Origin of the sequence: Pseudorhodobacter sp., assembly GCF_030452865.1 — a bacterium.
GTDB lineage: Bacteria > Pseudomonadota > Alphaproteobacteria > Rhodobacterales > Rhodobacteraceae > Pseudorhodobacter.
This window is the reverse complement of the sequence record NZ_JAKDLJ010000037.1, coordinates 1-15759: the sequence shown is the minus strand read 5'-3', so window position 1 is coordinate 15759 and position 15759 is coordinate 1. Positions and strand designations below refer to the sequence as shown.

Here is a 15759-nt window from a genome sequence, read left to right as displayed (position 1 = left end):
TGGATCGTCGGCTTGGTAGGCCATTACCCCACCAACTACCTAATCCAACGCGGGCCAATCCAAAGGCGATAAATCTTTCCCCTTACACCACTACAGCATAAGGGCACATACGGTATTACCCCCAGTTTCCCAAGACTATTCCGTACCTTTGGGTATGTTCCCACGCGTTACTCACCCGTCCGCCACTAAGTCCGAAGACTTCGTTCGACTTGCATGTGTTAGGCCTGCCGCCAGCGTTCATTCTGAGCCAGGATCAAACTCTCAAGTTGAAAGTCCCGAAGGACTATCCTTGACGTCGAACCTCTGCACATCTGCTCCAGTGTTTGCCTAGACAAACACGAGAGACTTAATTCTCTGTTCCGTGCTTCAGTTGAAAAACAACAAAAGCCGCAAAACAGTGAAGCTTGTCACCCTCATCATCGCTCAATCAATCCCGAAAGACCAACCGCGCTAGAGAGCCGATATGCGTCGGTATCGTCCATCGAAACGAACAAACCGCCCACATATCTCTTCAGATAATAGCTATGTCAAAGAACAGAAGACAAAGCAGACGACCGCGCTAATATTCTTAGCGCAACCCTCGCCACATCTCCAGGTAATCTATGCGCGTCCTTCCAGACCCACCGCCGCCCCGCTTTCGTTCGTTTCCGACAGTCTGCGTTTCGGTAAGGCGGTATTTAGGCCGGGAGTTCAGAACCCACAAGAGCAAAAAGTCAGAAAAACGACATTTTCTTTTTGCATGCTGAAAGTTGCGCTAGATACTGTGGTTTGTGAAACTTTTGCCACAATTTTCGCGCGACACGCGGCGAAAGTAACCCTCACGTCAGCGCAGGTTGCAGATTCCGTCAGGCCCGGCTTCGATTCTGGGGAATCAAACGCGTCGCAAGCAATAAAATAACCAGAATCAGATAGATAACCGGCTCGATCGGCCAGGCTTTGACCAACCAAATATAGTGAATCGCCCCCGCAAGAGCCGCGAAATACGTCAAACGATGGAGTTTCTGCCAGGTTTTTGGCCCCAAATTCCGAATCGAACGATTGTTGGAGGTGATCGCCAACGGAACCATCAGGGCAAAGCCCAGCATCCCCGCCGTGATGTAGCGGCGTTTGACGATATCAGCCCAGATTTCACCCCAGCGGAACTGGATATCCAGCGCCAGCCATGTCATCAGATGCAGCGTGATATAGGCGAAGGCCAAAAGTCCGATGGCACGGCGATAGCGGATCAGGTTGACCCCGGTGAATCGTCGCAGCGGCGTGACTGCAAGCACCGCTACGATCAGTTTCAATCCCCATTCGCCCAGTTGGTGTTCCACCCGCTTCACCGGATCGGCCCCCAAGTCGCCATGCACCACCAGCCAAACCAGCCACAGGAACGGCAAAAGCCCCGCCAGATAAACAGCGAGTGGCGTCACCCGACGCATGGCAGCGTTAATCGCCTGAACCACCGCTCAGTAATCCTTGGTCAGGTCTTGCCCGGTATAAAGCGACGCGACCTCATCGCCGTAGCCATTGAACATCTGGGTATCTACACGCTTGGCGAAAAACCCGCCGCCGACCCGACGCTCCGACGCTTGCGACCAGCGTGGGTGATCGACCTTCGGGTTCACGTTGCTGTAGAACCCGTATTCCCGCGCGTTCAACATATTCCAGGTGGTCGGTGGCATTTTGTCCATGAGAGAGATTCGAACGATCGACTTGATCGACTTGAACCCATATTTCCACGGCACCACCAAGCGGATCGGCGCACCGTTCTGGTTCGGCAAAGCCTCGTCATATAGTCCGGTCGCCAGAATCGTCAGCGGGTTCATCGCCTCATCCAGCCGCAAACCTTCGCGGTACGGCCAATCCAGAATCCCCTGCTGCTGACCTGGCATCTCCTCCGGCCGCACCACGGTTTCAAAGGCGACAAATTTTGCACTGGGCTGCACGCCCACCCGGTTCAGCAGCGCCGAAAGTTCAAACCCGACCCACGGCACGACCATGGACCACGCTTCGACACAGCGGAAACGATAAATGCGTTCCTCAAGTGCGGCATTGGCAAGAATATCCTCCAGCCCATAGCTGCCGGGCTTATCCACCAACCCGTCAATCTGCACCGCCCATGGCTGCGGTTTGAAATTGCCGGAATTGTTGGACGGGTCTTCTTTGCCAGAACCGAATTCATAGAAATTGTTGTAGGTGGTAATGTCTTCCAGACTGTTCGGTGGCTCATCGGTGGAAAACGCACTTGGGGCGCCCGACATTTTGGCCTGTGCCGCGCCTGCCAGCATCATCGACCCGGCACCAACCAGCAAACTCCGGCGTGACATCCAGACAGATTTCGGTGTGACATCCGACCAGTCCAAACCTATCCGTCGTCCAATCGCCATTGTGCTGCTTCCTTCTTTTGAGTTCCGATGATCATGCGCGTTCTACCGCGAAAAACACCAAACGCTTTCTCACATTCACGACACGGCGCTGAAACAATGCACGAATGAAGTCTTGCGGTTTCCCTTGCGGGATCGGCGCAGGTCGTGGATGATATTCATTCTGCGGAATACGATCGGGGCGGAATGTGATTTGGGAAGGGCTGACCATGTTGAAAACGATGACACTGCTTGTCGTCCTTGGCCTTGCGTCCTTTGCACAGGCGCAGGAGTTCAAGGCGTATACGACCGATGAAGCCTTCGGCGATGTGGCCTTTGCCTTGGAGAATGCAATCTTGGCAAAAGGGCTGGTGATTGATCACATCGCCCACACAGGCGAAATGTTGGAACGAACGCGAAGTGCGACCGGCAGCGACAAGGTGCTTTACCTCAACGCGGATGTTTATCTTTTTTGCTCGGCCGCCGTCAGCCGTCAGGTGATGGAAGCTGATCCGGCGAACTTCAATTTCTGCCCCTACGCGATCCGCTTGCATGAAATGCCGGAAAACCCCGGCACCGTGATCGTCAGCCATCAGAGCTATTCCGGCACCATGGCCCCGGTGGAGGAGTTGATGGAAAGCATCGTGAAGGATGCCTTGGGGCAGTAGCGATTATTTCAGCGCCCGGCCTTTGATAATCGCATCATGACCAAACTTCGCGCGAATCCTGTCGGTTGCTGCCTCCGCCGCGGCCCGCTTGCCTGCACCCGGATCCAGCAAATCCCCGGTGCGGTCGGCCTCGGCGTCCGCGCACAAATCTGCAATTCCGACTCCGATCAACCGAAACGGCCCTGCAACCTTGTAGGCGAACAGCAACGCCTGCGCCTCCCGGAAAATGCGGTCGGCGGTTTGGGTGGGCGACGACAGACTATGCCGCCGGGTGATCGCTGAAAAATCCGCCGCTTTCAGCTTTAACGTCACCGTCCGCCCTGCCAGATCGCGCGCTTTCGCACGATCGGCCACCTGTTCCGCCAACCGCCAAAGATGCCCCTCCAGCAAATCGCGGTCGGAAATATCTTCGTTGAACGTGGTTTCCTTGGAAATGGATTTCACCGGCTCATCCCGACTGACGCGGCGCGTATCAAGCCCGCGCGCAAGATGCCAAAGCCGCTCCCCCATGCTGCCAAACCGCGCGGTCAGGTCGGCGCGGTCCCATCGCTTCAGGTCGGCAATCGTGCGGATACCGGCCTTTTCCAGCGCCGCCCGCGTCGCTGTTCCCACCCCCCAGATGATGGAGACGGGTTTCGGCGACAAAAATGTTTCCGTCTCCTCGCGACCAATCACCGAAAACCCGCGCGGTTTATCAAGGTCAGAGGCGATCTTCGCCAGAAATTTGTTATGCGACAAGCCGATGGAGCCGGTGATGCCCAACCGCTCCTCCATTTCCTTGACCAAGCGCGCCAGAAGCACCGCAGGGGGCGCACCGTGCAGGCGTGCGGTGCCGGTCAGATCAAGGAACGCCTCGTCCAGCGACAAGGGTTCAATCGCGGGGGTCAACACCTCCATCATCACACGGATTTCGCGGGACACGGCCACATAGACCGACATGCGCGGCTTCACCACCACCGCCTCCGGGCACAGCTTCAACGCCTGAAACATCGGCATCGCAGAGCGAACGCCTTTGATCCGGGCGATATAGCAACAGGTCGAAACCACGCCGCGCGTGCCGCCGCCAACGATCAGCGGTTGGTCGCGATACTCCGGAAAGTCGCGCTTTTCGACGCTGGCATAGAAGGCGTCGCAATCCATATGTGCAATCGAAAGCTGTTCCAGTTCCGGATGTGCCAATACGCGCGGAGAATGGCAGGAAGGACAGCGCCGACCGGCTTCGAAACGGGTAAGACAGGCGCGACACAGGACTGGCATGGCGCGACTATAGAGCCGGGATTCGGCGGAGTGAATGGCAAAGCACTGCGGAGGCCACATTGCAAAGCGGAGGATTTCCCCAAGCGTCGCGCGACTGGCGCGACCTCGGCTGGGCAAAATAACGCTCACATCCTTGTGTCGTTTGCTGCAAAGGGGTGCAGCGAACGTGTCACGCCATTATAGACTGTGACCGAGGCTTAATGAGTGGGAACCACCAAATGAATCGCAGATCCTTTTTACGCACCGCAGGCTTGCCGTTTGCGGCAATGGCGGCATTGACCATAATGGCGGCCCCGGCAGCGGCTGAGAAAATTTCGCTGAAAGAACTGTCGCGCTATCTGAATAACCTGAGCACCGCGAAAGCGGAGTTCACTCAGATCAATTCTGATGGCACCATCACGACCGGCACCCTGTTTATCCGCAGGCCGGGGCGGGTGCGCTTTGAATACGCACCACCGAACAAGAATCTGGTGATCGCGGGCAGCGGTCAGGTGGCGGTGTTTGATCCGAAATCCAATCTGCCGCCGGAACAATACCCGCTGGCGCGCACGCCGCTTTCGATCATTCTTGCCGCCAATGTCGACCTTGGCCGCGCAAAAATGGTGGTCAGCCACAAGCAGGACGGCAACACCACACGCATCCGCGCCCAGGACCCGGAACACCCGGAATACGGCTCCATCGAATTGATCTTTACCGCCAACCCGACCGAGTTGCGCCAATGGGTAATTCGCGATGACAGCGGTGCCGAGACAACGGTGATTCTGGGCGAGATGAAAAAAGGCGGGAAACTTAGCGATTCCCTGTTCAACATCGCGCTGGAAGCGAGCAAACGCAAAGGCAAATAAGCTTTTTGCGCCATCCGGATCGCATCGAAAAGGGGGCCGCTGGCCCCCTGCTTGGATTCTGAGCCGTCACTTGCCGCAACCGGCCAGTTGAACCCGGTAGAGATCCGCCCGATCCGCTACTTTCTGGGATACGACCATAAGCCAAGGCTTGCTGTTATACGTTCCGCGGGCATATCCGGTCCGGCCTTCGTGATAGGCGAGGTAATGCCCCCGTGCATCGAATTTCGAAATGCCGAGCATTTTTTCGGATTGGTCCATGTACCAACCCATGAAATCCGTCGCATCGTCGATCCGATCACGGCGCGCAGAACGGTGCCGCTGTTCCCGTTGGTATTCCTCCCACGTCCCGTCAAGCGCCTGACTGTAGCCGTAGGCGGAACTTTGACGCCCAACCGGAATGATGCCCAACAGAAACTTGTGCGGGGTCTTTGCATCACCGATGAACTTGGATTCCTGATGGATCGTGGCCATCTGCACATAGACCGGCACACCCCATTTCCGCTCCGTCGCTTTCATGGCGCGGTAATATTTCGGCCGCTCGCGCACGATGCTGCACGCGTTGTCCAGATCACGGGGCGCCGAGAAATTGCCGCCCCCACAGGAGCCAAGCAACAACAACAACACCGCCGCGCGGAGAAACCTGCCCATATGCCCCTCGTTTACTCTTGTTTTCCGGCAATATAAGGCAAAATCACGAAAAGGGAAATGGGGCAGACAGAAACTAGCCATCACAAATGCGAAGGCAATCGCTGCACTGTAAATTTATGGTTCACAGACTGTTTCGGTGATTCGCTTGCTTCCCAGTGGACAACCCCCACCCGAAGCGGATAAAAACCATAGTCGGGGGACGTGTATCATGCTGAAATCCAGCGCAAAGTATCATCTGGGCCAAGTGCTCCGGCACCGCAAGCACCCGTTTCGCGGGGTTGTGTTCGATGTCGATGCAATGTTCTCCAACACCGACGAATGGTATGAAAATATTCCCGAAGACAGCCGCCCGGTGAAAGAACAGCCCTTCTATCACCTGCTGGCAGAAAACGACCAAAGTTATTACGTCGCCTACGTTTCGGAACAGAACCTGATGCCCGATGAAACTGGAGAGCCGGTGGACCATCCCGATCTTGCCGATCTGTTCGGTGATTTTGAAGACGGGCGCTACCCGCTGCATTTCCAGTTGAACTGACCGCCGCGAACATCGCCCCGGTTTGTACGGGCTCAATCGCCCTGCGCTCGCTTGCGCTGTCGCGTGGCTTCACCTTCGTCTCGCAACTGCGCAAGAAATGCGCGCAAAAGCGGCACGCGCCGCGGGCGAAATGACCCACCTGTCCGCGCCGCACCCGCAATCCGGTGCAGATGGAACCTGCGAAACCCCTGCCGCAAGCAACACCACGCCAGCACCATCAGCGTCCGGTCCAGAAACACCACTGACAACGGCCAAACCTGCCGGCGCGTCTCAACCCCGGTTTGGTCGGTATAGGTGAACGCTATCACCTCCTCCTCCCAACACGCCTCCCGAATCAGGGAAAGGGATTCGGGCGCGGGCGGGCGGCGTTCGAAGCGGTAGGTTTTCTGCACCGCATGAAGGGCTTGGCGCTGCACCCGTTCCGGCAACGTCGCCGTAATCTTGGCCAGCGCAGTTCGCGACGCCTCTGCCAGGGCGGTATCGCCTGCCATTTGCACCTCCGCCAGCCCCAGAACCAGCGCCTCCACCTCCAATCTGGTGAACATCTGCGGCGGCAGCGCGCTGTCTTCGGTCAGGGTGTAGCCAAAGCCCGCCGCGCCATCAATCAGCGCCCCCCCGGCGCGCAGGGTTTCGATATCGCGGTAAAGCGTGCGTTCGGAAACGCTCGTCGCCTCGGCCAGGCGCGCGGCCGTCACCGGCTGCGGCAAGCGGCGCAACAGGTCCAGCAGGCGGAACAATCGGTCGGGACGGGCCATTTCATACTGCCGGAAACTGTCAGGATGGTTCAGCTATACCATCCCCATCGCAACCCGAAAAGGAAAACCCCGATGCTTACGCTTTATCACGCAGCCCCCTCTCGTTCATCCCGCATCATCACGTTGATTGATGAGATGGGAATTGGTGACAAGATCACCGTCAAGCATGTCACCATTCCGCGCCAAGACGGCAGCGGCCAGCGCGACCCGTCCAACCCGCACCCCGAAGGCAAGGTGCCGTGTCTGGACCATGACGGCACGCTGATTTCGGAAACCGGCGCGGTCATGCTTTATCTGTTGGATATGTTTCCGACCGATCTTGCGCCAAAGATCGGCGAAGCGGATCGGGGGGCGTTCCTGACCTGGATGTATTGGTACGGTTCGGTCATGGAACCGGTGCTTATCCACACCTATATTGGTGCGGATTACCCGGCGCTGATGGCGACTTTTCGCGACCATGCGGCCGTCATTGCCCGCATTCACGCCGCGCTGGAAAAAGGCCCGTGGCTGCTGGGGGATCGCTATTCCGCTGCGGATCTGTTGGTGCATTCGCCCTATGTCTGGTTTGCCCAGATGATGCCCGATGACCCGCTGATCGTCGATTGGGTGGCGCGCTGCGCCGCCCGTCCAGCAAACCAGCGCACCAAGGCGCTGGACGCGGCTTAACCCGCTAACTGGCGCGCGTCACGCGGGCCAGTTGCACCGCCAGAATGCCAGCCGCGATAATCACCACGCCGATCACATCCCAATGCGTCAGCCGTTCGCCCAAAAACAGCGCCGCAATCGCCACGCCAAAGAACGGGTTGAGAAAATGGAACGCGGCGGCCCGCACCGCGCCGATCCGTTCGACCAGCTTGAACCAGATCCAGGTTGCAAGCAGACCCGGCACCAGAGTTGTGTAGGTAAAGGCGAGCATCAGACGCGGGTTCCAGTTCACCTGCCACGTCTCCGTCGCCATGGCGACGACCATCAGACAGGCGGACCCAACCAGCATTTGCAACCCAACGATCATCATCAAATTGCCGCCGCCCGATGCCCCACGCACCGAAAGCGTTGCAAGCGTCAGTGCCAACACACCGACGCCAAGCAGGGCAAGGCCGGTTCCGTCGACGCCACCCGAAAGGCGGGATCCCATGATGATCGCGACCCCGATGATCCCGGCCACAAGGCCCGCATAAGCCAACGGTCGCAAACGCTCGCCGAACAACAGCCATCCCGCCAGTGCCACCAAAAGCGGCATGGTCGAGGCCACAATCGCCGCCAACGATGCCTCCACCCATTGCATCGCGACGAAGTTGAGGCCGAGATAAAGCGCGTTCTGACAGATGCCAAAGATCACCGTTGCCCGCCACTGGCCACGCGTCAACCGTGCAGTCTGGCCCAGAGTGAGCGCAATCACGACCCCGATCACCCCGGCAATCAGGAACCTCAGCACCAGTGCAAAAAGCGGTGGCGCATCCGCAACGATCATCCGTGCCGTTGTAAAGGCCGATGACCACATCAACGCAAACGCCAAACCCATCGCGACGGAGCGCAGATCCATTTTCAGCGCCTATTCCCAGCCGTAATTGAAGCTGATGCTGATGCGATCGTCCTCGGCCATGTTCATCGGCACCTCATGGCGCAACCAGCTTTCCCACAAAAGCACTTCGCCCGGTTCCGGGGCAACGTAGACGAAGCTGCGCAATTCCTGCGGTGCATCGGCGGTGCGCGACGGTGCCGCCATCATCATCGGCAGGCGCGGGTCTTCGAACTTGATGGCACTGGTTCCGGGCGGCATCGCAACATAGGTCGTGCCGCTGATCACCGAATGCGGGTGGATGTGCGAACTGTGAATCCCGCCCTCCGGCAGAATATTGATCCAGATGCTGTCGAGCTTCAGTTTCTTCTTTCCCAGATCAAATGCCAATTCCCCGGCGAAGGCCGCAACATGCTTGTCCAGCACCTTCACCAGATTCTTGATCGCGGGGTCTCGCCAGGCCAGATCAGCGAGCGAGGCATAGCTGGTATAACCGGGATATTGGTTTTCGGCGCACCAATCCTGCCCGGCCTCATCATCGCCGGCAATCGAAAGGCAGGTCGCCTCTAACAGGTCGGGGTTGGGCACTTTGCCAAGCTCTGCCAATGCGGCGCGATAAAGACGGGTAACGAAAAGGGAGTCGATTTGGGCCATGCGGTATCCGTGGGATTTGTCGGCGTTGGCGCAGCCACCAAAGCCGATATTGAATGATCGTCAGCGCCATTCTAGCGCGACCTGTCCGTAGTGGCGAGGGAGATATGCCCATCTGATACAATACAAAAAGGCCGCCCGGAACTGGGGCGGCCTTTTGTATCCTGGGTATGCCAGAAATCAAAACTCAGTCGTTGACCGAATCCTTGAGCGCCTTTGCAATGGTGAATTTCACCTGCTTGTCGGCTGCTTTCGTCATGGTCTCACCCGTCGCCGGGTTGCGAACCTGACGCTCCGGACGGGCCCGGCAGGCCATTTTGCCAAGACCCGGCAGGGTGATCGCACCGCCACCAGCCACTTCGCGCGTCACGATGGACGTGACCGCATCCAGTGCCGCAGTCGCGGTTTTCTTGTCGGCGCCCATTTCTTCGGCCAGCGCGGCAATCAGCTGCGTCTTGGTCATCGGCTTGTTCATCTCAAGTCTCCTGTTCCTGCCCCACCAACTATTTCGCAGGGTCTGTGCAGCCCCTTTTTGGGCGGATGTCATCGCTACACAGGTTTTTGCCACCTAAATCAAGCCCAAATTCCCGCATTTCTTCATAAACAAGCGGGTTTTCACCAGTTCAGAGGAAGGCAGTTTCATCAAAGCTGCGCAGCTTTCGACTGTGGATGCGTTCCAGCGGCATTTCGCGCAGCCGTTCCATCGCGCGGATACCGATCTGCAAATGCCGCGCCACCTGGGTTTTGTAGAAATCGGACGCCATGCCCGGCAGCTTCAATTCGCCATGCAACGGCTTGTCAGACACGCACAGCAAGGTGCCATAAGGCACCCGAAAGCGAAAGCCGTTCGCCGCAATTGTCGCACTTTCCATATCCAAAGCGACCGCTCGTGATTGCGACAACCGCGTCACCGGGCCGGAATGGTCGCGCAATTCCCAATTGCGGTTGTCGATGGTCGCGACTGTTCCGGTGCGCATGATGCGTTTCAGCTCATAGCCTTCCAGCATGGTGACATCGGCGACCGCATGTTCCAGCGCGATCTGAATCTCCGCCAAAGCCGGGATCGGCACCCAGATCGGCAAGTCATCATCAAGCACATGATCTTCACGCAAATAGGCATGGGCCAGCACGAAATCGCCAAGACTCTGACTATTGCGCAATCCGGCGCAATGGCCGACCATCAGCCAAGCGTGCGGCCGCAGGACCGCGATATGGTCGGTCGCGGTTTTCGCGTTGCTGGGCCCGACTCCAATATTGACCAAGGTGATCCCTTGTCCATCTGCACGTTTCAGGTGGTAGGTCGGCATCTGCGGCAGCTTCAAGGGCGCTGTCAGCGCCTCATCACCCTTCGTGATGATGGTGTTACCGGTGCTGACAAAGGCAATATAGCCACTTTCCGGGTCCGCCAATACAGCGCGGGCATAGGCCTCAAACTCCTCAACATAGAACTGGTAATTGGTAAACAGTACATGGTTCTGAAAATGCTCCGGGTCGGTCGCGGTATAGTGGCTTAGCCTTGCGAGGCTGTAATCCACCCGCTGCGCGGTGAACGGGGCCAATGGAAAGGAACCATCCGCGTATGCTGTCCGGGTGCCGTTCACGATATCATCGTTCGTCGTCGCAAGATCGGGAACATCGAACACGTCCCTCAAGCTGAAATTCAAACTGCCTTCCTGCGGAATCGAAACATCCGGTTTGCCTGTCACCGCGAAATGCACCGGGATCGGTGTGTCAGATTGACCGATCTGAACATATATCCCGTGACTGTGCATCAGCAATTCAATCTGCTGAATCAAATATTTGCGGAACAGGTCAGGGCGCGTCACTGTCGTCGAGTACGTGCCGGGATGCGCGACATGCCCAAACGCAAGCCGGCTGTCGCTTTTGCTGAAACTGGTCGTTGTCAGGCGGATTTCGGGGTAAAATGCCCGCACCCGCGCATCTGGCCGCTCACCCAGAACCGCCGCGCTGAAGTGCTCTGCCAAAAAGCCTGTTGCCTCAAAGTAAAGCGCTTCAAGCCGATCCACCGCCGCCTCAGGGTTGGAAAAGCTTTCGACCAGCGCCCGCCGGGGCGTCAGAACAGGAAGGAGGGTATCGTCATTCATTCGTTTTTCTTTTTCTTTCTGAAATGATCCGGCATCTAACCCGAAGATGAGGGGGGTCGGCAAGCCCCCACAAGAATGTCTCGGACATTCTCATCCGGGTGACGCCACGGATCAGATCCGGGTGAACCGCACGATCAGCGCCATATCGCTCCGATGCGCCGGGTCGGGCGCATCGGCATAGATTGGTTCCTCGTCAATCTCCACATCGTCGATGCGTCCCGCCAACTCCGACAACATCGCGGCAAAACCTTCGGCGGCATACACGACCTTGTTCACAGACAGCGCAAATTGCGCGCCCGGTGCTGCAACGGCCAAAAGCGCCCGAATTGCGGCCGGGCCAACATGGCCATGGGTAAACGTCCCCGAACTGACAACGCCGCGATAGGCCGCAAACGGCAATTCAAGCGCGGTCGTCACATCAGCAAGCATCAAGTCGCGGTAAACGCCTTTCGCGCGCGCCTTCGCCAGCATCTGGGGGGAAATGTCCAATCCGTCCACCGGTCCCACGCCACGCGCCGCCAGCGCTTGCCCCAGAAGTCCGGTGCCAGCGCCCACGTCCAGAACCGGGCCGCCGCCGCGATAGGCCGCCGCGACAAGCGCCGGGAGGCGGTAAGCCATACGCGCGGCGAAATCGGCGTCATAGCTTTCGGCCCAGTCTGCATACAGCGCCCGATTGTCGTCGGGGGTGTGGAGCGCATATGCCTTGTCAAGATCGGGGTTGTTTTGTGTCATGTTTCGATCAAGCCGCATCCCTGCTCTGAAATCAAGTTGCACATGGATTTGCCGGGCGCGATAGTTGACAGATGAAAACACTCCTTTCGCTCGGTCACGGCTATTCTGCCCAGGCATTGGCGCGGTTGTTGCTGCCGCAGGGCTGGCGCATCATCGCCACCACCCGCACCACCGGCAAAGCCGAGGCGCTGGCCACGACGGGAGTGGAACCGATCCTGTGGCCCGGCACCCCCCTTGGCCCGATCATGGCCGAGACGACACATCTTTTGACCTCGATCGCACCCGACGACGCCGGCGATCCGGTGTTGGGCGCGGTCGCGCCGTTGATTTCCGCCGCAAACCTGCAATGGCTGGGCTATCTCTCCACAACCGGGGTGTACGGCGACCATGGCGGCGGCTGGGTCGATGAACGAACACCCCTCACCCCTGCAACCAAACGCGGCCAGTTCCGTGTCGCTGCTGAAGCGTCCTGGCAGGTGCTCGCACAGGAAGCGGGGTTGCCCCTGCATATCTTTCGCCTTGCCGGCATCTACGGCCCTGGTCGCGGCCCCCTTGCCAAACTCCGTGACGGATCCGCCCGCCGGATCGTGAAACCGGGCCAGGTGTTCTCCCGCGTCCATGTCGACGATATCGCTCAGGTGCTCGCCGCCTCCATGTTACGGCCCCTCCCCGGCGCGATCTACAATCTTTGCGATGACGACCCTGCCGCCCCCGAAGATGTCATCGCCTATGCCGCCGAGCTTCTTGGCTTGCCGATCCCGAAAACCGAAAACTGGCTCAATGCGGAAATGTCACCGATGGCCCGCAGCTTTTATGCGGAAAGCAAACGCGTGCGGAATGACCGGATCAAGACGGAACTTGGAATAAAACTGCTCTACCCGTCCTATCGCGACGGGTTGACGGCGCTGGCACAATGGGAAATCTGACAGAAATCAGACCGCCATGTTTCTTCTCTGAAAAAATATCCTTGGGGGTAAGGTGCGCAGCACCTGAAGGGGGCAAACAGCCCCCTTGGTTTTTTCGGAGAAAAACCGCTGCGCGCTGAACCCGAAGCAGGTTCGCCTCAGTTGTCGTTGATATCGCGATCCCAGATCTTTACCTGCCCGGCATGGCTGCCCAAAAATCTCCGCGTCACAAACCAGGCCATCAGGGAGGCAACCGCAAAGACCAGCATCGTGATCGCAGTATTGGTCCCAAGAACGCCGATCCCGACCAGCACCCCGGTAATCACCGCGCCAATGGCGAAGCCGAGGAAAATATACCCCGGCACCAGAATCTCCAACACACCAAGCGCGAAGCCCGCGACGATCCAGACCCACCAGAGTCCAAACCAGCTCATGCCCGGCCCTTCAACATCTTGAACGCATCGCCAAACGCTTCCAGCGCCTGCGCCGGAACGATGATCATTTGCTTGCCGGTGCCCTGCCCAACAGCCGTCAGCGCCTCAACCTGCTTCAACGCCACCTGATATTGCGCTGCTTCCAAACCGTTCTGCCGGATTGCTTCGGCAATTACACCCGTCGCATAGGCTTCCGCATCCGCCAGCACCCGGCGCTCCTTCGCCCCTTGCTCCGCCGCGTAAAGCTGGGCATCGGCATTCAATTCCACTGAACGTTTCTTGCCCTCTGCCTCGGTCACCTGCGCCCGGCGTGCGCGTTCTGCATTCAGCTGTTGAAGCATCGCGGCACGCGTTGCTTCATCAAGGTTCACGTCCAGAACTTCGGCGCGCGTCACCTCGATCCCCCAGTCATCGACCATGGCGGCAACTTGTTCGCGGATCATGCCAATCAACTGGGTGCGGTTGGATTGGACCTGATCGAGCTCTAGCTTGCCAATCTCCGACCGCACGATCCCTGCCACGGTCGTCGCAATCGCACCGTCCACATCGCGGATCCGGTAAACCGTCTTTTCCGGCTCGGTGATCCGGTAGAACACCGATGTTTCCACCCGCACCAGCACGTTATCCGCCGTAATCGCGTCCTGCGAGGCATTGGGCAACTGCCGTTCCAGCACGGAAATCCTATGCGCGATCCGGTCCAGAAACGGCACAACAAAGTTGATCCCCGGCCCCAGAACCGCGCGCAACCGCCCGAACCGTTCCACCACATGCTGTTCCGACTGCGGTACAATACGGACGCCAAGAAAAATGCAAACGATGATAAATACGGCAATCGCGATATAGACTGCGTTCCCACCGATAATCTGCTCAAAATCCATCGCGAAACCCTCTGAAATTCCCCTAACCATTCATGACCTGATCGCCCGCCCCGCGCAAGACCGCATGACGGACACCGCAGGAAATGGGTTGATCGCAAACACCACGCCCATGCCGCCGTGACGGGTTTAACCCTTTTGCCTGTGATGCAACGGCAACGGGCCGCCGTCAGTGCCGCCACAACCGACTCGACTGCGCCCATCACAGCACCATTGAGGTGCGCCGCTACAGTGCAAGCGCGAGTTTGCGACCTTCGTGGAAGGCATAAGGCGCCTGCCGGGGTGCGGCACAATCGCCGATGCGGTGCAGGTTGTGGCCGGGGATCAGCTCTGGAAACGGGTCAAAGGCGCGGTTTGTCGTCGCCATCACCAAGGCTGACGCAGAAATGCTCTCCTCGTCCCCGGTCAAAAAACTGCGGATGGTGACGCCATTGCCGTGCCAGCGAGTGATACAATGCTCTGTGATCAGCCGCACCCCGGCGCGCGCCAACCGTTGACGCGCGGGCATATCGGCAGAGGTGCGCGCGATTTCCTTGCCGACAAATGCATCCGGCGTAATATGGATCACGCACTTGCCCTGCTCTGCCAGATACCAGCTTGTGCCGACCCCGCGCCAATTGCCGCCCTCGTCATAGACAACCACAGTATCGCCCAGCTTCGCCTCACGCCGCAGCACATCCTCCGGGGCGTAGACATGACCATTCTCCCGCCCCGGCAAAACGGGTTCCGATGGGTTCCACCGCTGCCGCCAGTCGTTATCGGGAAGTGAGCCCGTGGCGATGATGGTGTGATCGGCTGCGGGCAGATCATCCGCCTCAAGATAGGAGTTGAGGTGCAATGCAACACCCAGTTTCGCAAACTGCCTTTCGTACCAGTCCATCAGATCGAGGATCTGCGCGCGCCGGGGCTGCATCCCGGCGAGTCGGAACTGCCCACCCACCTGCGCCCCCGCTTCATGGATCGCTACGCGATGGCCGCGCTCCGCCGCAACGCGCGCGGCTTCCAGCCCGGCGGGGCCGGCACCGATAACCAGCACATCCTTCGGGCTGATGGTCTTGGCAAAGGGTTCCGACCCCCATTCCCATTCGCGCCCCGCACTGGGGTTGATCAGGCAGGAAATCCAGTAATCCCGGCTACGCCGCCCCCAGCACATCTGATTGCAGGAAATGCAGCCACGCACATCCTCCGCGCGTCCTTCGGTGGTTTTCCGCGCCAGATGCGGATCGGCAATCTGCCCCCGCACAATCGACACAAGATCGGCCTGACCCGAGGCGATGATAGTTTCCGCATTCTCCGGCGTCCGGACATGCGCCTCAGACGTAATTTTTGCATGGCTGACGGCTGCCTTCAGATGCTCCGTCACCGGTGCTGTCAGTTTGTCAGGAAACAGGAAAGTCGGCATCAGCCGTTCAAAATCCAGGTATCCGCCATGCCCGCAGGTGACGTAATCGACGTCACCCGTTGCATCATGCAATGTCACAA

The 15759-nt window shown here is 58.6% G+C and carries 18 protein-coding genes and 1 rRNA gene; 5 read left to right on the top strand and 14 right to left on the bottom strand.

Annotated elements, in window-relative coordinates:
* The 3 genes from L0H65_RS04165 to msrP all read right to left on the bottom strand — a co-directional run.
* Positions 1-269: ribosomal RNA gene (locus tag L0H65_RS04165) — 16S ribosomal RNA — on the bottom strand; the annotation flags it as partial.
* 576 nt (positions 270-845) lie between these two features.
* Positions 846-1448, bottom strand: coding sequence for a protein-methionine-sulfoxide reductase heme-binding subunit MsrQ (msrQ, locus tag L0H65_RS04160; protein ID WP_301457572.1), 603 nt, complete (start codon positions 1446-1448; stop codon positions 846-848).
* Between the two features lie 3 nt (positions 1449-1451).
* A complete protein-coding gene (gene msrP / locus L0H65_RS04155; protein WP_301457571.1) occupies positions 1452-2372 on the bottom strand; it encodes a protein-methionine-sulfoxide reductase catalytic subunit MsrP in 921 nt (306 codons plus the stop codon).
* 206 nt (positions 2373-2578) lie between these two features.
* On the opposite strand from msrP, the gene L0H65_RS04150 reads away from it, so the two are divergent.
* Entirely contained in the window at positions 2579-3016 is a 438-nt protein-coding gene (locus tag L0H65_RS04150) for a DUF302 domain-containing protein (RefSeq protein ID WP_301457570.1), read from the top strand.
* Positions 3017-3019: 3 nt separating this feature from the next.
* Here L0H65_RS04150 and L0H65_RS04145 read toward each other — a convergent pair whose 3' ends face one another.
* On the bottom strand, positions 3020-4273 hold the full coding sequence (locus tag L0H65_RS04145; RefSeq protein WP_301457574.1) for a DNA polymerase IV: 1254 nt from the start codon (positions 4271-4273) through the stop codon (positions 3020-3022).
* A gap of 266 nt (positions 4274-4539) precedes the next feature.
* Between L0H65_RS04145 and L0H65_RS04140 the strand changes: the two genes are divergently transcribed.
* Positions 4540-5118 (top strand): outer membrane lipoprotein carrier protein LolA, encoded by a 579-nt coding sequence (locus tag L0H65_RS04140; protein ID WP_301457573.1) that lies wholly within the window; start codon positions 4540-4542, stop codon positions 5116-5118.
* A gap of 66 nt (positions 5119-5184) precedes the next feature.
* Here L0H65_RS04140 and L0H65_RS04135 read toward each other — a convergent pair whose 3' ends face one another.
* Positions 5185-5766, bottom strand: coding sequence for a lytic transglycosylase (locus L0H65_RS04135; RefSeq protein ID WP_301457569.1), 582 nt, complete (start codon positions 5764-5766; stop codon positions 5185-5187).
* Between the two features lie 208 nt (positions 5767-5974).
* On the opposite strand from L0H65_RS04135, the gene hspQ reads away from it, so the two are divergent.
* The gene (hspQ, locus tag L0H65_RS04130) at positions 5975-6301 is read left to right on the top strand and encodes a heat shock protein HspQ (RefSeq protein WP_301457568.1); all 327 of its coding nucleotides are present in this window, start codon (positions 5975-5977) and stop codon (positions 6299-6301) included.
* Positions 6302-6333: 32 nt separating this feature from the next.
* On the opposite strand, the gene L0H65_RS04125 is transcribed toward hspQ, so the two are convergent.
* Entirely contained in the window at positions 6334-7056 is a 723-nt protein-coding gene (locus tag L0H65_RS04125; protein ID WP_301457567.1) for a YafY family protein, read from the bottom strand.
* A gap of 72 nt (positions 7057-7128) precedes the next feature.
* Between L0H65_RS04125 and L0H65_RS04120 the strand changes: the two genes are divergently transcribed.
* On the top strand, positions 7129-7722 hold the full coding sequence (locus L0H65_RS04120; RefSeq protein ID WP_301457566.1) for a glutathione S-transferase family protein: 594 nt from the start codon (positions 7129-7131) through the stop codon (positions 7720-7722).
* Positions 7723-7726: 4 nt separating this feature from the next.
* Here the strand turns inward: L0H65_RS04120 and L0H65_RS04115 are convergent, their stop codons facing one another.
* From L0H65_RS04115 to L0H65_RS04095, 5 genes are all read right to left on the bottom strand, one after another.
* The gene (locus L0H65_RS04115) at positions 7727-8599 is read right to left on the bottom strand and encodes a DMT family transporter (RefSeq protein WP_301457565.1); all 873 of its coding nucleotides are present in this window, start codon (positions 8597-8599) and stop codon (positions 7727-7729) included.
* A gap of 9 nt (positions 8600-8608) precedes the next feature.
* Positions 8609-9229, bottom strand: coding sequence for a TIGR02466 family protein (locus L0H65_RS04110; RefSeq protein ID WP_301457564.1), 621 nt, complete (start codon positions 9227-9229; stop codon positions 8609-8611).
* Between the two features lie 184 nt (positions 9230-9413).
* Positions 9414-9701: an HU family DNA-binding protein gene (locus L0H65_RS04105; RefSeq protein ID WP_301457563.1), complete on the bottom strand. Its 288-nt coding sequence runs from the start codon at positions 9699-9701 to the stop codon at positions 9414-9416.
* A 148-nt stretch (positions 9702-9849) separates the two neighbouring features.
* Complete coding sequence (locus L0H65_RS04100) at positions 9850-11331, bottom strand: AMP nucleosidase (protein ID WP_301457562.1); 1482 nt, start codon at positions 11329-11331, stop codon at positions 9850-9852.
* A gap of 111 nt (positions 11332-11442) precedes the next feature.
* The gene (locus tag L0H65_RS04095) at positions 11443-12063 is read right to left on the bottom strand and encodes a class I SAM-dependent methyltransferase (protein ID WP_301457561.1); all 621 of its coding nucleotides are present in this window, start codon (positions 12061-12063) and stop codon (positions 11443-11445) included.
* Positions 12064-12134: 71 nt separating this feature from the next.
* Here L0H65_RS04095 and L0H65_RS04090 point away from each other — a divergent pair, with 71 nt between their 5' ends.
* Complete coding sequence (locus tag L0H65_RS04090) at positions 12135-12989, top strand: SDR family oxidoreductase (RefSeq protein ID WP_301457560.1); 855 nt, start codon at positions 12135-12137, stop codon at positions 12987-12989.
* 137 nt (positions 12990-13126) lie between these two features.
* Here L0H65_RS04090 and L0H65_RS04085 read toward each other — a convergent pair whose 3' ends face one another.
* The 3 genes from L0H65_RS04085 to L0H65_RS04075 all read right to left on the bottom strand — a co-directional run.
* A complete protein-coding gene (locus L0H65_RS04085; protein WP_301457559.1) occupies positions 13127-13402 on the bottom strand; it encodes an NfeD family protein in 276 nt (91 codons plus the stop codon).
* Entirely contained in the window at positions 13399-14280 is an 882-nt protein-coding gene (locus L0H65_RS04080) for an SPFH domain-containing protein (protein ID WP_301457558.1), read from the bottom strand. Before L0H65_RS04080 ends, L0H65_RS04085 begins: the two co-directional genes overlap by 4 nt.
* A 223-nt stretch (positions 14281-14503) precedes the next feature.
* A partial coding sequence (locus L0H65_RS04075; RefSeq protein ID WP_301457557.1) for an FAD-dependent oxidoreductase occupies positions 14504-15759 on the bottom strand: 1256 nt, incomplete at its 5' end.